The organism is Clostridium sp. AF36-4, assembly GCF_003435975.1.
In the GTDB taxonomy this organism is placed as follows: domain Bacteria; phylum Bacillota; class Clostridia; order Lachnospirales; family Lachnospiraceae; genus Eubacterium_F.
Genome location: NZ_QTVH01000003.1, coordinates 72,826 through 89,331, shown reverse-complemented (window position 1 = coordinate 89,331; position 16,506 = coordinate 72,826). Strand labels below are relative to the sequence as shown.

Genomic DNA, 16,506 nt, shown 5'->3' with positions numbered 1-16,506 from the left:
GTGAATAAGAAAAGGGCAAGAGCCGGCAAAACAGAACAGAGTTCATTTGATTACAGTCTGCTGTTGATTACGCTGTGTCTGGTTGGATTTGGTATGCTGATGATTTACAGTGCCAGTTCCTATACGTCGCAGGTAAAATATGGGGATTCTGCTTATTTTCTTAAAAAACAGGCGGTTGGTGTTATTGTCGGTGTCGTGGCGATGTTAATTGTTGCGAAATTTGATTACCGGCTGTTTACGAAACGACTGCCTTTACTGCGGATGCGGTTTGTGACTTTTTTGTATCTGATTGCCGTTGTCCTTCAATTGGCAGTATTGTTTGTGGGAGCGGAATTAAATGGTGCGAAACGATGGCTGTTTATCGGACCGATTTCCATTCAGCCATCCGAGATAACTAAAATCGTTGTTATTCTGATAACAGCTTATTTAATTCAAAAGAGACCGCAGGATATGAGTAAACCGATTGGAATTATAAGAGTGTTTCTTCCGATTGGATTTTTAGCGGTTTTAGTAGCCATGGAAAATTTAAGTACCGCGATTGTCATTTTTATTATCTGGTTTGGCATGTGCTTTGTTTCAGCAAAGAAAAAATGGTGGTATGTCGGTGTGTTTCTTGCCGCTGCTGCATTGGTGGCGATTTATATATCCTTTGGTGCGGGATTCCGTTCTGACCGTATTGAAGTGTGGCGGAATGTAGAGGGAACCGAAAAAGGATATCAGATTTTACAGGGATTATACGCCATTGCTTCCGGCGGTTTATTTGGAACCGGACTTGGTGAAAGTATGCAGAAACTCGGATTTATTCCGGAATCGCATAACGATATGATTTTTTCTATTATATGTGAGGAACTTGGCATGATTGGTGCCGGAATTGTCATCATGATGTTTGTCATTATGATGTGGCGTATTTTGAATTCTGCCATGACATCACCGGATTTGTTCTCCGGTCTTATCTGCACCGGCGTCATGATTCACATTGCGGCCCAGGTTGTCATTAATATTGCCGTTGTTACGAACTCTATGCCATCAACCGGAATTCCGCTTCCGTTTATTAGTTATGGTGGTACATCAGTCATGATTTTGATGGCGGAAATGGGCCTGGTTCTCGGAATTTCCACAAAATGTAAAAGCACGTAAGGCACGAGCAGGCATACAATAAGTTTGAGAACGTATTGATGTGGTGACTTTATGGCGATTGAAATATGGGGCGGACAATGCGTACATGGAGAAAGCGTGGTACAGGGTAGTAAAAATGCAGCCCTGCCGCTGATTGCGGCTGCGCTTTTATGCGGTGAACAGACGATGCTCACAAATTGTCCCCAAATTCATGATGTAGAAGTGATGCTGTCTCTAGTGGAAGAATTAGGGGGCAGCGTTTTGGTTGAAGGACACCAGGTGATGATTGATTCGCATACGTTCGACAAGACGGTGATTTGTCAGGATGCCGTAAAAGAACTGCGAGCTTCTGTCTTGTTAATGGGGGCATGTCTTGCAAAATTTGGTGAGGTGACAATTTCTTATCCGGGAGGCTGTTCGATTGGAAAGCGTCCGATTGATTTTCACATTTACGCCTTTCAGAAAATGGGGGTTGAGATTGTGGAAGAGGAAGATAAAATGATATGCCGGTGTATTGAACCACTGCATGGTGCGGATATTGTTCTCCCGTTTCCAAGTGTAGGGGCAACGGAAAATGTGATTTTAGCAGCTTCTCTGGCAGAGGGAGAGACGATCATCGAGAATGCAGCGTGTGAGCCGGAAATTGTAGAACTGTGCCGCTTTTTAAAAGTGGCAGGAGCAAAGATTTTTGGCGAGGGAACCAGACGAATCCGAATTGTGGGACAGAAGAAACTTTGTGGTGTTCCGTGGACTGTGTGCGGCGACCGGATTGTGTTTTTTACCTTTGCTATGCTGGTGGCGGGCTGCGGCGGCAGTCTTACCTTAAGGTCTGAGGATTTGTTTGGCGAAAAGGAAAGAGAAATCTGGCATTGTCTGGGTGGCGAGGAGACAAGAGAAAAGCACTATGTCCGGTTAGAGAAAAAAAGACCGGCAAAAGCTATTTCTTACGTTGCTACCGGACCATATCCTGCATTTCCTACGGATGACCAGTCATTGCTTCTTCCGGTTTTGGCAAAAGCAAACGGGGTAAGTACGATAGAGGAAAAAGTGTTTGAAAACCGTTTCCGTCTGATTGGGCAGCTTCATAAAATGGGGGCTAACATTGATTTTGTAAGTAACCGAGCAAGAATTATTGGCGTGACAAAGCTTCACGGGGCAAATGTCGTAGCATGGGATTTGCGAAGCGGAGCGGGACTTGTGGTTGCGGCAGCAATGGCAGATGGAAAAACCCGGATTGAGCAGGAAAATCTGATTGAGCGCGGTTATGAAAATTTAGTTTCCCGTGTCAGTGAGATTGGAATCCGGGCAAAAAAATGTTTGTGAGAAAGGATGGCTTTAATGGAAGAACAAAGGAAAAGTCATAAAGGACTGTGGGTAATCGGAGCGGTTGTTGTGATACTCTTATTCTGTGCTTTTTTCTTTCGTGTGAAAAAAGTATCGATTGAGGGAAATACCTATTACAGCAGCCGTGAAATGGAAGAAAAATTCCAGTCAAATATATTTGAAAAAAATATTTTAACGTTTTGGCTTATGCAGAAGTTATCGTTAACTCCGGATTTGCCATTTGTACGTGAATATGAAGTGAATTATCCGTCTACGAATGAGATTCATATTAAACTGTATGAGAAAAGCATTGTGGCAGGAATTGCGTATTCGAACCAGTATATTTACTTTGATAAAGATGGTATTGTACTGCAAAGCTCGGACAAAGCCGTAAAGGGGATCCCTTTGTTTGAGACGAAGAATCTGACGACTTTTACGTTATATTCAAAAGTGCAGATGGAAGATGATTCCCTTTTGAGCCAGATTTTAAATTTGGCAAATCTTTTTAAGCACTATAATGTGAACTGGGATAAAGTTATATTTGACAGTAAGAACGAAGCTTATCTGTACGCCGGTGAAATTCAGGTGTCTCTTGGTAAAAAAGAGAATTATGATGAAGAAATTTCTGCGCTGTCGAGCGTGCTTGCCAAGGTTGAGAAAAACGGACAGACCGGCGAAATTGATTTGAGAAATTATAAAGTTGGCGGTGATGTCATTTTAAAACAGCCAAAAAAATGAATAAGTTGCTATTTTTGTAAATTTGTACTTGATTATTCATGCAAAAAAACGTATTATATAATTATATGTGACTGTGCATAATGATTTCTATTGAATATAGAAGGAGGAACTGTTGTGTTAGAGATTATGACGAGTGAGGCAGAGAATGAAACAGCGAATCTACTTGTAATTGGTGTTGGTGGAGCTGGGAATAATGCCGTGAATCGAATGATAGATGAGGGCATCAAAGGTGTCGAGTTTGTATGTATTAACACGGACAAGCAGGTTTTGAAACGCTGCAAGGCACCGATTTGTATGCAGATTGGGGAAAAACTGACAAAGGGACTCGGTGCCGGAGCAAAGCCTGAAATCGGTGAGAAGGCTGCAGAAGAGAGCCGTGATGAATTAGCTGAGATTGTAAAAGATGCCGATATGGTATTTGTTACTTGCGGTATGGGTGGTGGAACCGGAACCGGTGCAGCACCTGTTGTTGCTAAAATTGCAAAAGATATGGGTAAATTGACGGTAGGTATCGTCACAAAGCCATTTAATTTTGAAGGTAAAATACGTATGAAAAATGCACTCGGTGGAATTGAGAAACTCAAAGAGTGCGTGGATACACTGATTGTAATTCCAAACGATAAACTGCTTGCAATCTGCGACCGCAGAACGACGATGCCGGAGGCATTGAAGAAAGCAGATGAAGTATTACAGCAGGGTGTTCAGGGTATTACCGATTTGATTAACACACCGGCACTGATTAATCTTGACTTTGCTGATGTTGTAACAGTAATGAAAGATAAAGGAATTGCACATATTGGTATCGGTGAAGGTAAAGGCGATGAGAAGTGCATCGATGCTGTGAAACAGGCAATCACCAGTCCGCTTCTGGAGACATCCATTGACGGCGCAACACATGTTATTATCAATGTGTCCGGTGAGGTTAGTCTGATTGAAGCCAATGAGGCTGCTACTTATGTTCAGGAACTGGCAGGAGAAGATGCAACAATTATTTTCGGTGCCATGTACGATGAGACAAGTTCGGATTCTGTTATGATTACAGTAATTGCAACCGGACTTGATCAGGAATCAAAACCTGCTTCCGCTTTCAGTTCCAATTTTGGTGCATCCGGTACACCAAGTTTTTTGAAAAATCGTCAAACGACTCCGCAGAAAAGTGGTTTGAGTTTTTTAGATGGATTTAACAGTCAGGCAAAGAAAAGCCCGGTTTCCGGAGTTTCTCCGACAAGAGCCACAGAACGTCAGGCGGTAAAAGAAGAGATGCCGGTAGTGAGCCGTGGAATTGCAAATCCAATGTCAAATGACAAACAAGGAATGGATGATATTAAGATTCCTACATTCCTTACCAATAAGAAACAGGAGGACTAAAAAATGTCAACATTGAAGATGATTGCGACAGTAGCATATATCATTATTTGTATTGCACTCGTAATTGTAGTATTAATGCAGGAAGGTAAAACATCAGGTCTTGGCGCTTTGAGCGGTGCTGCAGACAGTTATTGGTCAAAAAACAAGGGTCGTTCCCAGGAGGGAATGCTTGTTAAAATCACCAGAGTACTTGCCATATTATTTGTTGTATTATCGGTAGTTCTTTGTACTTCATGGTTAGACTAAAAAAGATTTGTTTGTGAATCAGGCATACGATAACAAAGTAAGACACTTCCTCACAGCAGTTTGAGGAGGTGTTTTGTTTTATCTTTGGAAATAGAGATATGAGGAGAAATAAAATGCAGGAAGAAAGAATGCACGAGCGGGAACACATGATTTTATCTTTTGTGGAAGATGAACATTACCGTCCGATGAAAATAAAAGAAATGGCAGCACTTATGAATGTTCCGAAGAAACAGAGAGGAGAATTTCATGAGGTTCTTGACCGCCTTATTGCAAAAGGAAAAATTGCGATAAACCGCAGGGGGCTTGTCGGACTACCGGAGGAAAATATTGTTGTTGGAGAATTTATGGCAACCCAGAAAGGATTTGGTTTTGTAAGAGTGGAAGGACAGAAAGAGGATATTTTTATTCCGGAATCTTATTGCAACCATGCCTTTCATGGTGATTTAGTAAAAGTTCTTTTGAAAAAGAGTGCCGGGATGTCGGGAAGACGGCCGGAAGGTGAAGTAATTCAAATTGTGAAACGTGCCATTCATACAGTTGTTGGAACGTTTCAGAGAAAAGGGAAAATCACATTTGTCCTGCCGGATAATTTGAAATGGAATCAGGATATTTATATTCCAAAGGGAGCAACTTTAGAGGCGGAAAATGGGCATAAAGTAGTTGTGGAAATTACGGATTACGGAGATGACAAAAAAAGTCCGGAAGGTTATGTGACACAGATATTAGGTCGTCCAAGCGATCCGGGCGTAGATATTATGTCGATTGTGAAAGGGTTTGGACTGCCGGATTCGTTTCCAGATGAGGTGATGACACAGGTGGCAAAAGTTCCGCTTGTCGTGGAGCCGTCAGAGGTTGGTGGACGTGTGGATTTAAGAAATCAGGACACTGTCACCATTGACGGGGAAGACGCCAAAGATTTGGATGATGCGATTACACTAAATAAGACAGCAGAGGGCGAGTATGAACTTGGTGTTCACATTGCGGATGTATCCCATTATGTCACGGAACATTCGCCGCTTGATAAAGAAGCACTCAATCGTGGGACAAGTGTTTATTTAGTCGACCGCGTAATACCAATGCTTCCGTTTGCACTTAGTAACGGAATCTGCTCGTTAAATGCGGGTGTTGATCGTCTGGCGTTAAGCTGTATGATGACAATTGATAAAAAGGGACAGGTGAAATCCCATCGTATTGCAGAGACGGTGATTCGTGTGAATGAGCGGATGAGTTATACGGATGTGAATGACATCGTTACCAATCATAAAAAAGAAACCTGCGAGCGGTACGAGAAACTTGTGCCGATGTTTGAGGCAATGAAAGAACTGGCTTTGATTCTTCGCAAAAAGAGAAAAAAGAAAGGTTCCATTGACTTTGACTTTCCGGAGTGTAAAATAAAATTAGATGACAAAGGGCATCCGATTGCTATTGAGCCATACGATAGAAATATTGCAACCAAAATAATTGAAGAATTTATGCTGGCGGCAAATCAGGTTGTGGCAGAAGAATATTTCTGGATGGACATTCCGTTTTTATATCGTACACATGAATATCCGGATGCGGAGAAGATTCAGGATTTAGCACGCATGACGGCTGGCTTTGGACATCATATCAAACTGAGCCAGGGAGAGATTCATCCGCGGGAAATTCAAAAATTAATTGAGGAAATCGAAGGAACAAAGGAAGAGGCTTTTTTGAGCCGTCTGACTTTGCGTGCGATGAAGCGGGCACAATATACAACGGTAAACACCGGACATTTTGGTCTGGCGACTCAGTATTACTGTCACTTTACTTCACCAATCCGCCGTTATCCGGATTTGCAGATTCATCGAATTATTAAAGAGAATCTGCGGTATGGACATTCCCCAAAGAGAATTGCCCATTATGAATCCATTTTGCCGGGAGTTGCAAAGCGATGCAGCGACCGTGAGCGTCTTGCTGATGAGGCAGAGCGTGAAGTGGATAAAATGAAAAAGGTAGAATATATGCAGGCTCATATCGGAGAAATGTATGAGGGAATTATCAGTGGTGTCACGTCGTGGGGAATTTATGTAGAACTTGACAACACAGTCGAAGGAATGATTCGCCTTGCGGATATGGATGATGACCAGTATGAATATCAGGAGGAAAAGTACCGCGTGATTGGGCATTATTCCGGAAAAGAATATAGTATGGGGCAAACCGTAAAGATTCGTGTGATTGGAGCGGACCGGCTGACCAGAACGATTGATTTTGCGATTGCCGATAATTCGCCAAAAGACAGTGAATAAAGGAGAAAAAAGCATGGGAAAAGAAACACGCAAATTAATTGCAAATAATAAAAAAGCATGGCATGATTATTTTATAGAAGAAAAGTATGAAGCAGGTATAGAACTTGTTGGCACGGAGGTGAAATCCGTCAGACAGGGGCATTGCAGCATTAAGGAGGCATTTATCCGGATTGACAAAAATAATGAAGTGCAGATTTACGGTATGCATATCAATCCGTACGAAAAAGGAAATATCTTTAACAAAGATCCGCTGCGTGTAAGAAAACTTCTGCTTCACAAATATGAGATTCGCAAACTGATTGGAAAGATGAATCAAAAAGGTTATACGTTAGTTCCGCTCAGTGTATATTTTAAGGGAAGTTTGATAAAAGTCGAGATTGCTTTGGCAAAAGGTAAAAAATTATATGACAAACGTCAGGATATTGCTAAAAAAGACCAGCGCCGGGCGGCAGAACGGGAGTTTAAAGTGAAAAATTTATAAAAAATGTTGACATCAAAAAAAAATGAGAGTATATTAGTAGCAGATGGAAAAACCGTTGACCGAGAATAGTAGGTGTCTATGTCGTTTTCAGAGAGTTGCCGGCAGGTGCGAGGCAATAGCCAGTGGACAGTGAATGGACTCGGGAGGGCAGCTTGAAATCAAATCTGAGAGTAGACGCTGACGGAAACCTGGACCGTTATCTACAGGAATGCATGATGGTGCATGATTGAGTGGATTACTTTGTAATCAATGTGGGTGGTACCGCAGGAGAATTTACAGCTCTTGTCCCTATATCCGAAGAAGGATAGGGATAAGAGCTTTTTTATTTCCTAAGATTACTGATTATACTTCTGATTCAATCACACCGTTCCAAAAAGCGATAAATGCTTTAGAATGGAGGTAAGTATGACAACAAAAACGTTAGAAGAAGTGAAAGAACTGGCAAAAGGGTATGATTTAGTACCGATTCAGGAAGAAATTTTTGCCGATTTGGTTACGCCGATTCAGTTATTAAGAAAAATCGCGGCAGGGAAAAAGAATTATTACTTGTTAGAGAGTGTTGAGGGAGGAGAGAAATGGGGACGGTATTCGTTCCTCGGATATGACCCTGTTATGCGGGTTTCCTGCAGGGAAAATACAGTAACGATAAAACAAAGACAGGAGACAAAAACGGTTGAGACAGACGATTGTTTCCGGATATTAAGAGATATCTTAGCAGAGCATAAAGCTCCTAAGATTGAAGGAATGCCACCATTTGCCGGTGGGTTTGTCGGATATTTTGCCTATGCGATGATTGCTCAGGCGGAAAAGAAACTATCGGTTAAGCGGGGCGAATTTGAGGATTACGATTTGATGATGTTTGATAAGGTGATTGCCTATGACCATTTGAAACAAAAAATTGTCCTCATTGTAAATGTCCGGGCGGATGGTGATATTGCCGCCAACTATGCAAAGGCAAAAGCGGATATCAAAGGAATGATTGCTTTGATTCGCGATGAGTCGAGGATTCCGGAAGAGCCAATTTATGACAAAGTGAAATTTGAGTGCAATGTCACAGAAGATGAATATACGAAGATTGTTGAAAAGACAAAAGAATATATTTACGATGGTGATATTTTTCAGGCAGTTTTATCAAGACGCTTTTCCAGTGATTATGAGGGAAGTCTGATTCATCCATACCGTGTGCTACGGACAACGAATCCATCACCATACATGGTATATATGAATTTGGAAGATGTAGAAATCATGAGTACCTCACCGGAAACTTTGGTTCGTTTAGAGAATGGGCGTTTAATCACATTCCCGGTTGCCGGTTCAAGACCGCGAGGAAATGATGAAAAAGAAGATGAAGCACTTGTTAAAGATTTGTTATCCGATGAAAAAGAATTGTCGGAGCACAACATGTTAGTGGATTTGGGAAGAAATGATTTGGGAAGAATCTCCGAGTTTGGTTCGGTAGAAGTGACCAAATACAAAATGATTCATAAGTATTCCAAAATCATGCACATCTGCTCACAGGTGGAAGGCAATATCCGCAAAGATAAGGATGCGCTGGATGCCATCGCTTCCGTATTGCCGGCGGGAACTTTATCGGGAGCACCGAAAATCCGCGCCTGTGAAATTATTGATGAACTGGAAAAAGAACCGCGCGGCATTTACGGTGGAGCGCTTGGATATATTGATTTCAGTGGAAACTTAGACACCTGCATTGCCATCCGTATGGCAGTGAAAAAGAATGGTAAAGTTTATGTTCAGGCAGGCGGCGGTATCGTGGCAGACAGCAAACCACGGATGGAATACGAAGAGTCAGCCAACAAAGCAAAGGCTGTGATGCTTGCGATTGAAAATGCAAAGGAGGCGCTGAAACCATGATACTTCTAATTGATAATTACGATAGTTTTTCGTATAATCTGGTGCAGTTTTTTGGAACAGTTGAGCCGGATATCAAAGTGGTTCGCAACGATGAATGCACCATTGATGAAATTCGGGCGATGAAGCCAACGCACATTATTTTGTCACCGGGTCCCGGATATCCGAAAGATGCCGGTATCTGTGAGGAAGTAATCGGGCAGTTAAAAGGTGAATTTCCAATTCTTGGTGTGTGTCTTGGACACCAGGCAATTTGTGAAGTGTTTGGCGCTAAAATCTGTCATGCGAAACAGTTAATGCATGGAAAACAAAGTGTGGTAACGATTGATAACGAAAACCCTATTTTTATGGGATTGGACAAACAGATTCCAGTGGCAAGATATCATTCACTGATTGCTGACCTTGCTTCCATGCCGGATGAGTTACAGGTGATTGCCAAAGACGAAAATGATGAAGTCATGGCAGTCTGCCATAAAAAATATCCGGTATACGGACTTCAGTTCCATCCGGAATCAATTCTTACCCCGCAGGGGATGACACTGGTAAATAATTTTTTGAAAATACATTAGACTGGAGTGACTGTTATGATTAAAGAAGCATTACACAAAGTAATTAACAATGAGGATTTAACTTACGAGGAAGCACTTGAGACGATGAAAGAAATTATGACCGGAGAGGCTTCTCAGATTCAGATGGCAGCGTTTTTGACGGCACTTCGTATGAAAGGTGAAACCATTACGGAAATAACGGCATGTGCCAAAGGAATGAGAGCTGTTGGAACTCATTTGCAGCCAAAGAAAGAAGCACTTGAAATTGTTGGAACCGGTGGTGACGAAGTCGGAACCTTTAATATTTCCACAACATCAGCCTTTGTTATCGCAGCAGCGGGAATCCCGGTAGCAAAACACGGAAACCGTAGTGTTTCCAGTAAAAGCGGTGCCGCAGATATTCTTGAAAAATTAGGAGTGAATTTAATGCTTGAGACAGACCGGGCAGAAGAAGTGCTCGAAGAGACGGATATGGCATTTTTGTTCGCACAGAAATATCATTCGGCAATGAAAAATGTCGGACCGGTTCGTAAAGAAATGGGAGAGAGAACGATTTTTAATATTCTTGGACCACTTACGAATCCGGCAAATGCTTCCCATCAGCTTCTTGGTGTCTATGATAAAGAACTGGTGGAAAAACTGGCAGAAGTTTTAGCAAATCTTGGTGTCACAAGAGGAATGTCGGTATGCGGCAGCGATGGACTTGATGAGATTACGGTAACGGGTCCTACATACTGCTGTGAGATTAAGGATGGAGAACTGACTTCATATGAGATTATACCGGAGCAGTTTGGACTTTCTACGTACCCATTGGCTGAGTTAGTTGGCGGCACACCGGAAGAAAATGCACAGATTACGAAGGATATTCTTTCCGGAACATTAAAAGGCGCGAAACGTGACGTTGTTCTTATGAATGCCGGTATCGGTATTTATCTTGGCTCTGAAAATTTGACGATGGAAGAGGGAATTAAAAAGGCAGAAGAGCTCATTAACAGCGGCGAGGCATATGAGAAGATGGAAGAGTTTGTAAAAGCAACACAGCAATAAAGGAGGACGACATGATACTGGATGAAATTGCAGAAAAAGCAAGAGTGCGTGTAGCAGAATCAAAAAAGAGGATTTCTCCGGATGTGATGGCAGAAAAAGCGAAACAAAAAGCAAAAGCGACAGAGCCGTTTCGCTTTGAAAAAGCACTGGCAAGGGATGGCGTTTTTTTTATCTGCGAAGTGAAAAAGGCGTCACCGTCCAAAGGTGTAATTGCCGGGGATTTTGATTATCTGGCAATAGCCAAAGACTATGAAAAGGCAGGTGCCGATGCAATTTCTGTTTTGACGGAGCCCGATTACTTTTTAGGCAGTATTGATTATCTGGCAGAAATTGCGGAGCACGTACAGACGCCGCTTCTTCGTAAAGATTTTGTCGTGGATGAATACATGATTGATGAGGCAAAGGCGGCAGGAGCCAGTGCTGTATTACTCATTTGTGCTCTGTTAGATGAAGAGACACTGACCCGTTACCACAAGCACTGTGATGAACTGGGATTGTCTGCATTGGTGGAAGCACATGATGAAGAAGAAATTCAGATGGCAGTCCGGGCAGGAGCGAGAATTATTGGTGTAAATAACCGGAACTTAAAAGATTTCACGGTGGATATTCATAACGGAATCCGACTTCGCGAAAAGGTGCCAAAAGAAATCCTTTTTGTGGCAGAAAGCGGTATTAAGACAAGAGAAAATATTGTCGAACTGGAAAAGGGATGTGTCAACGCGGTATTGATTGGTGAGACCTTTATGCGAAGCGAAAACAAAAAACAAATGTTACAACAATTAAAAGGAGAATAGAGATTATGGCAAAAGGAAGATTTGGCATTCACGGTGGACAGTATATACCGGAAACCTTAATGAATGCAGTCATTGAATTGGAAGAAGCATACGAACATTATAAGAAAGATCCGGAATTTATTAAGGAGTTAGATACACTGCTTCATGAATATGTAGGAAGACCGTCAGGGCTTTACTATGCGGCACATATGACCGAGGATTTGGGCGGTGCGAAAATTTATTTAAAGCGTGAGGACTTAAACCATACCGGTTCCCACAAATTGAATAATGCACTGGGTCAGGCCTTGTTAGCAAAAAAGATGGGAAAGACCCGTCTGATTGCGGAAACCGGTGCCGGCCAGCATGGTGTGGCAACAGCGACTGTAGCAGCACTTCTTGGAATGGAATGTGAAGTTTTCATGGGAAAAGTGGATACAGACAGGCAGGCTTTGAATGTATACCGCATGGAATTATTAGGGGCGAAAGTACATGCTGTGACAAGCGGCACACAGACATTAAAAGATGCCGTCAACGAAACACTCAGAGAGTGGACAAAACGCATTGAAGATACCCACTATGTAATTGGCTCCGTTATGGGACCGCATCCATTTCCGATGATGGTGCGCGACTTCCAGAGTGTGATTGGACGCGAGATTAAACAGCAGTTAATGGAAAAAGAGGGACGACTTCCGGATGCCGTGCTTGCCTGTGTAGGTGGCGGAAGTAATGCGATGGGTGCATTTTATGAATTCATTCCGGATGAAAGTGTCCGCCTGATTGGATGTGAGGCTGCGGGACGAGGAATCCATACCGCGGAAACAGCAGCGACAATTGCAACCGGAACAATGGGTGTTTTCCACGGCATGAAATCCTATTTCTGTCAGGATGAATACGGACAGATTGCACCGGTTTACTCGATTTCTGCCGGACTTGATTATCCGGGAATCGGACCGGAACATGCTCATTTGTATGACACAAAAAGAGCAGAATATGTACCGATTACCGATGATGAGGCAGTGGAAGCATTTGAGTATTTATCCCGGATTGAAGGAATTATTCCTGCGATTGAGAGTTCTCATGCCTTGGCTTATGCAAGAAAATTAGCACCGCAGATGGATAAGGATAAAATAATTGTAGTTAATATCTCCGGACGAGGAGACAAAGATGTGGCAGCGATTGCCAGATACAGGGGGATTGAAATCGATGAATAAGATAGAAGACGCATTCAAAAATAAAAAAGCATTTATACCGTTTGTTACGGCAGGGGATCCATCCCTTGATGTTACTCGTGAATTGATTTTGGCGATGCAGGAGGCTGGTGCTGACTTAATTGAAATCGGAATTCCGTTTTCAGATCCGGTAGCAGAAGGACCGGTCATTCAGGAAGCAGATGACCGCGCTTTATCCGCCGGGGTAACAACGGATAAAATTTTCGATATGGTGGATGATATCGCAGACAAAATCCATGTGCCTATTGTTTTTATGACTTATATTAACCCGATTTATGTATACGGTGTGGAGAAATTTGCAAAACGAGCGAAAGCATGCGGTGCTGCCGGCGTTATTGTACCGGATGTGCCGTTTGAAGAAAAAGAAGAAATCCGCGGCAGTTTTGAAGCAGAAGGACTGGTGGTTATCTCAATGGTGGCACCGACTTCGGCAGACCGTGTGCGGATGATTGCAAAAGAGGCAAAAGGCTTTTTGTACTGTGTTTCCTCACTTGGTGTAACCGGTGTCCGCACGGAAATCGGAACAGCAATTGGAGATTTGATTCAAACAGTGAAAGAAGAGTGTTCCATTCCATGTGCGATTGGTTTTGGAATTTCAACACCGGAACAGGCAGAAGCAATGGCAAAGATATCGGATGGAGCAATTGTTGGCAGTGCAATCGTAAAAATTGTAGCTAAATACGGTAAAAACTGCGTTCCTTATGTGAAAGAATATGTGCAGTCTATGAAACAAGCAGTTGAGAGAGCATAAAAGGACACAATAAGGACACTAAAAAATCACTTTTCATACTTCCCATCTTGTGCTATACTGATAAAAGATTATCGTTATCTAAGGAGGAAAGAAAATTGAAGAAGAAATATATTGTAGCAATTTTACTTGGTCTTATGACCTGTATGCTGACCGGATGCTCGACTGACAGTATCCCAAGTTTCCATGCGATGTTATTTGGTGAAGAGGAATATGTATCTCTCGGGTATGACCCGTCGGATTATGTAACTCTTGGCAAATACAAAAACATCGAAGTTGAGAAGAGCGTTTCCGATAGTGATGTTCAGTCCGCACTGGATTCTATGATTGCGGCCGGCGATGAAAAAGAAGTGAAAAGTTCGGATACGCTGGTAAAGAAGAATCAGCTGATTAACTTTGATTATGAAGGAAAAGTGAATGGCAAAGCTTTTGACGGCGGAACAGCTGAGTCACAGTTTTTACGTGTTGGTTCCGGTAAAATGATTGACGGCTTTGAAGATGCTTTAGTTGGTATGAAAGTTGGCGAGAAAAAAGATGCCAAAGTAACCTTCCCGAAAGATTACCGTGAGACATCACTGGCAGGAAAAGAGGCAGTATTTACACTGAAAGTAAATTACATTTACAAAGAAGCAACGGATGCTTTAGTTGCCAAACTGGATTCTACTTATAATACGAAAACTGTGAAAGCTTTTAAAGAGGCAGCAAAGAAAGAATTAGAGAGCCAGAATGAACAGCAGATGCTTTCAACGGCGATGAGTAAGATTACAAGCGAAGCAAAGATTAGTAAAGTGCCGGATGAACTCATTAAAAAGATTAAGGCAATTCAGTCAAAATCTTTGGAGAGTCAGGCAACACAGTCCGGAACGGATGTAAGCACACTTCTTGGCATGTATGGTATGACTGAGGACAGCTATTATGAAAGCATTGCTAAAGAAAGACTTTTGGCTGAGGCGGTAGCACAGGCAGAAGGCTATCGTGTGACAAAGCAGGATTTTGAAGATAAAATTGCAGAAATCTGCAAGAGCAATAATATCACAGAAGCCGATTACCGCAAGAATTTCAAATCGGCAACAAGCGATAATGCTTCTTTGGAAGACTACATTGTTTACATGATGAAATACGAATATTTTTATGATTTAGTACAAAAAACTTTGGTGAAAAAATAAAACCTTAGAATAACTAAGATTCCCCTTGCATATAGTTTAGCAGAAGGCAGATACGAGTGTGTCTCCAGCAATGCAAGGGGGATTTTTTTATGGACAAATACAATGTCTACCAGGATATGAGCCGGCGTACAGGAGGCGAAATCTATCTGGGAATAGTCGGACCGGTGCGTACCGGCAAATCGACTTTTATCAAACGTTTTATGGAGCTTGTTGTGATTCCGGAAATGTCGGATGACAACGAAAAAGTGAGAACAATTGATGAATTGCCACAGTCGGCAGACGGTAAAACGATTATGACAACAGAACCTAAATTTATTCCAAAAGAGGCGGCAGTGATTCATTTTTCCAATCAGGAAACCGGGAAAATAAGACTGATTGACTGTGTGGGATATTTGGTTCCGGAAGCCGTTGGTGCCATTGAGGAAGAAAAAGAGCGCATGGTGAAAACACCGTGGTCGGAAGAAGAAATTCCTTTTTCAAAGGCGGCAGAGATTGGCACGAGTAAAGTAATCAGGGAACATTCTAATCTGGGATTGATTATCACAACAGATGGTTCTTTTGGCGATATTGCTGCAGCAAACTTTGAAGAGGCACTGCAGAAAACGGTGATGGAATGTGAAAAAGCAGGAAAACCTTTTTTGATTCTTGTAAACACAAGCCGTCCGGATTCGCAGGAAACTATACAGTTTAAAAAACGGCTGGAAGCACAGTATGGGAAAACTGTGATGGCGGTAAATTGTAAGACAATGGACAGAGAGGATGTGTTTCGTATCATGGAGCAGCTGTTGGCGGATTTTCCGATTACAAGGCTCAATTTCCTGCTTCCTAAGTGGGTTGAATTTTTGCAGCCGGATAACTGGCTGAAACAGGATTTGATTGAAAAGTGCAGAAATGTCATACAGAAGGTGCATACCATGAAGGATATTCAGGACGATTCCATTCAGATGCAGGCACCTTATATCAAAGACGTGTACATCCGCGATAAACAATTGGAAAATGGTGTTGTCAATCTATCGGTGGATTTTGAAGACCGTTATTATTATGAAATTTTGAGTGAAATGGTGGGAACCAATATAGAGGGAGAATACGATTTGATTTCGCTGTTGAAGGAACTATCAGGCATGAGAAACAATTATGAATCTCTTGCGGTTGCCTGCAATCAGGTAAGGGGAAAAGGATATGGCATTGTACCGCCGGAGGAGAAGGAAATCCAGATTGCTGACCCGGAACTGATTCGTCATGGCAATAAATATGGTGTAAAAATCAAAGCAAGCTGCCCGTCCATGCACATCATTCAGGCAAACATTGAGACGGAGATTGCACCGATTGTCGGCAGCGAAGAACAGGCGAAGGATTTGATTGATTACATCAGTCAGAATGCAAAAGAAAATCCGGATGGCATTTTTGATACCAATATTTTCGGAAAAACAATCCGCCAGTTAGTGGATGAAGGAATCCATTCCAAGGTAAACCGCTTGACAGAAGAAAGTCAGGTGAAGTTGCAGGATACCATACAAAAAGTGGTAAACGATTCAAACGGCGGATTAGTCTGCATTATCATATGATAAATTGACAAAGAGCATAAAA

Annotated in this window: 15 protein-coding genes and 1 other annotated feature; all 15 genes read left to right on the top strand. The window is 42.2% G+C overall.

Annotated elements, in window-relative coordinates:
- The 15 genes from DW005_RS02540 (at window position 1) to spoIVA (ending at window position 16,484) form a co-directional block, all read left to right on the top strand.
- Complete coding sequence (locus DW005_RS02540; RefSeq protein ID WP_242989341.1) at window positions 1-1,137, top strand: putative peptidoglycan glycosyltransferase FtsW; 1,137 nt, start codon at window positions 1-3, stop codon at window positions 1,135-1,137.
- 51 nt (window positions 1,138-1,188) lie between these two features.
- Window positions 1,189-2,439 (top strand): UDP-N-acetylglucosamine 1-carboxyvinyltransferase, encoded by a 1,251-nt coding sequence (gene murA / locus DW005_RS02535; RefSeq protein WP_117478030.1) that lies wholly within the window; start codon window positions 1,189-1,191, stop codon window positions 2,437-2,439.
- A 15-nt stretch (window positions 2,440-2,454) separates the two neighbouring features.
- Window positions 2,455-3,177, top strand: coding sequence for a cell division protein FtsQ/DivIB (locus DW005_RS02530; RefSeq protein ID WP_117478029.1), 723 nt, complete (start codon window positions 2,455-2,457; stop codon window positions 3,175-3,177).
- Window positions 3,178-3,291: 114 nt separating this feature from the next.
- Window positions 3,292-4,545 (top strand): cell division protein FtsZ, encoded by a 1,254-nt coding sequence (gene ftsZ, locus DW005_RS02525; protein ID WP_242989340.1) that lies wholly within the window; start codon window positions 3,292-3,294, stop codon window positions 4,543-4,545.
- A gap of 3 nt (window positions 4,546-4,548) precedes the next feature.
- Window positions 4,549-4,791: a preprotein translocase subunit SecG gene (secG, locus tag DW005_RS02520; RefSeq protein WP_117478028.1), complete on the top strand. Its 243-nt coding sequence runs from the start codon at window positions 4,549-4,551 to the stop codon at window positions 4,789-4,791.
- A gap of 113 nt (window positions 4,792-4,904) precedes the next feature.
- On the top strand, window positions 4,905-7,058 hold the full coding sequence (rnr, locus tag DW005_RS02515) for a ribonuclease R (RefSeq protein WP_117478027.1): 2,154 nt from the start codon (window positions 4,905-4,907) through the stop codon (window positions 7,056-7,058).
- Between the two features lie 13 nt (window positions 7,059-7,071).
- Window positions 7,072-7,539, top strand: a complete 468-nt coding sequence (gene smpB, locus DW005_RS02510) for an SsrA-binding protein SmpB (RefSeq protein WP_022376544.1) — start codon at window positions 7,072-7,074, stop codon at window positions 7,537-7,539.
- A gap of 46 nt (window positions 7,540-7,585) precedes the next feature.
- Window positions 7,586-7,832: a binding site (T-box leader), on the top strand.
- 112 nt (window positions 7,833-7,944) lie between these two features.
- The gene (trpE, locus tag DW005_RS02505) at window positions 7,945-9,411 is read left to right on the top strand and encodes an anthranilate synthase component I (RefSeq protein ID WP_117478026.1); all 1,467 of its coding nucleotides are present in this window, start codon (window positions 7,945-7,947) and stop codon (window positions 9,409-9,411) included.
- Window positions 9,408-9,977 (top strand): aminodeoxychorismate/anthranilate synthase component II, encoded by a 570-nt coding sequence (locus DW005_RS14110; protein ID WP_022376542.1) that lies wholly within the window; start codon window positions 9,408-9,410, stop codon window positions 9,975-9,977. Before trpE ends, DW005_RS14110 begins: the two co-directional genes overlap by 4 nt.
- 15 nt (window positions 9,978-9,992) lie before the next feature.
- Entirely contained in the window at window positions 9,993-11,003 is a 1,011-nt protein-coding gene (trpD, locus tag DW005_RS14105) for an anthranilate phosphoribosyltransferase (protein WP_242989339.1), read from the top strand.
- An 11-nt stretch (window positions 11,004-11,014) separates the two neighbouring features.
- Window positions 11,015-11,797: an indole-3-glycerol phosphate synthase TrpC gene (trpC, locus tag DW005_RS02495; protein WP_117478025.1), complete on the top strand. Its 783-nt coding sequence runs from the start codon at window positions 11,015-11,017 to the stop codon at window positions 11,795-11,797.
- Between the two features lie 5 nt (window positions 11,798-11,802).
- On the top strand, window positions 11,803-12,987 hold the full coding sequence (gene trpB / locus DW005_RS02490; RefSeq protein ID WP_117478024.1) for a tryptophan synthase subunit beta: 1,185 nt from the start codon (window positions 11,803-11,805) through the stop codon (window positions 12,985-12,987).
- Entirely contained in the window at window positions 12,980-13,756 is a 777-nt protein-coding gene (trpA, locus tag DW005_RS02485; protein ID WP_117478023.1) for a tryptophan synthase subunit alpha, read from the top strand. Before trpB ends, trpA begins: the two co-directional genes overlap by 8 nt.
- A 95-nt stretch (window positions 13,757-13,851) precedes the next feature.
- A complete protein-coding gene (locus tag DW005_RS02480; RefSeq protein WP_117478022.1) occupies window positions 13,852-14,919 on the top strand; it encodes an FKBP-type peptidyl-prolyl cis-trans isomerase in 1,068 nt (355 codons plus the stop codon).
- Between the two features lie 89 nt (window positions 14,920-15,008).
- Window positions 15,009-16,484: a stage IV sporulation protein A gene (spoIVA, locus tag DW005_RS02475; protein ID WP_117478021.1), complete on the top strand. Its 1,476-nt coding sequence runs from the start codon at window positions 15,009-15,011 to the stop codon at window positions 16,482-16,484.
- The last annotated feature ends 22 nt before the right edge of the window (window positions 16,485-16,506 follow it).

What these genes read in the sequence shown, in the direction of transcription:
- trpA (WP_117478023.1), top strand. Translation starts at nt 12,980, where the DNA reads ATGAATAAGATAGAAGACGCATTCAAAAATAAAAAAGCATTTATACCG.
- rnr (WP_117478027.1), top strand. Translation starts at nt 4,905, where the DNA reads ATGCAGGAAGAAAGAATGCACGAGCGGGAACACATGATTTTATCTTTT.
- DW005_RS02530 (WP_117478029.1), top strand. Translation starts at nt 2,455, where the DNA reads ATGGAAGAACAAAGGAAAAGTCATAAAGGACTGTGGGTAATCGGAGCG.
- smpB (WP_022376544.1), top strand. Translation starts at nt 7,072, where the DNA reads ATGGGAAAAGAAACACGCAAATTAATTGCAAATAATAAAAAAGCATGG.
- DW005_RS14110 (WP_022376542.1), top strand. Translation starts at nt 9,408, where the DNA reads ATGATACTTCTAATTGATAATTACGATAGTTTTTCGTATAATCTGGTG.
- trpE (WP_117478026.1), top strand. Translation starts at nt 7,945, where the DNA reads ATGACAACAAAAACGTTAGAAGAAGTGAAAGAACTGGCAAAAGGGTAT.
- spoIVA (WP_117478021.1), top strand. Translation starts at nt 15,009, where the DNA reads ATGGACAAATACAATGTCTACCAGGATATGAGCCGGCGTACAGGAGGC.
- trpD (WP_242989339.1), top strand. Translation starts at nt 9,993, where the DNA reads ATGATTAAAGAAGCATTACACAAAGTAATTAACAATGAGGATTTAACT.
- secG (WP_117478028.1), top strand. Translation starts at nt 4,549, where the DNA reads ATGTCAACATTGAAGATGATTGCGACAGTAGCATATATCATTATTTGT.
- trpC (WP_117478025.1), top strand. Translation starts at nt 11,015, where the DNA reads ATGATACTGGATGAAATTGCAGAAAAAGCAAGAGTGCGTGTAGCAGAA.
- trpB (WP_117478024.1), top strand. Translation starts at nt 11,803, where the DNA reads ATGGCAAAAGGAAGATTTGGCATTCACGGTGGACAGTATATACCGGAA.
- murA (WP_117478030.1), top strand. Translation starts at nt 1,189, where the DNA reads ATGGCGATTGAAATATGGGGCGGACAATGCGTACATGGAGAAAGCGTG.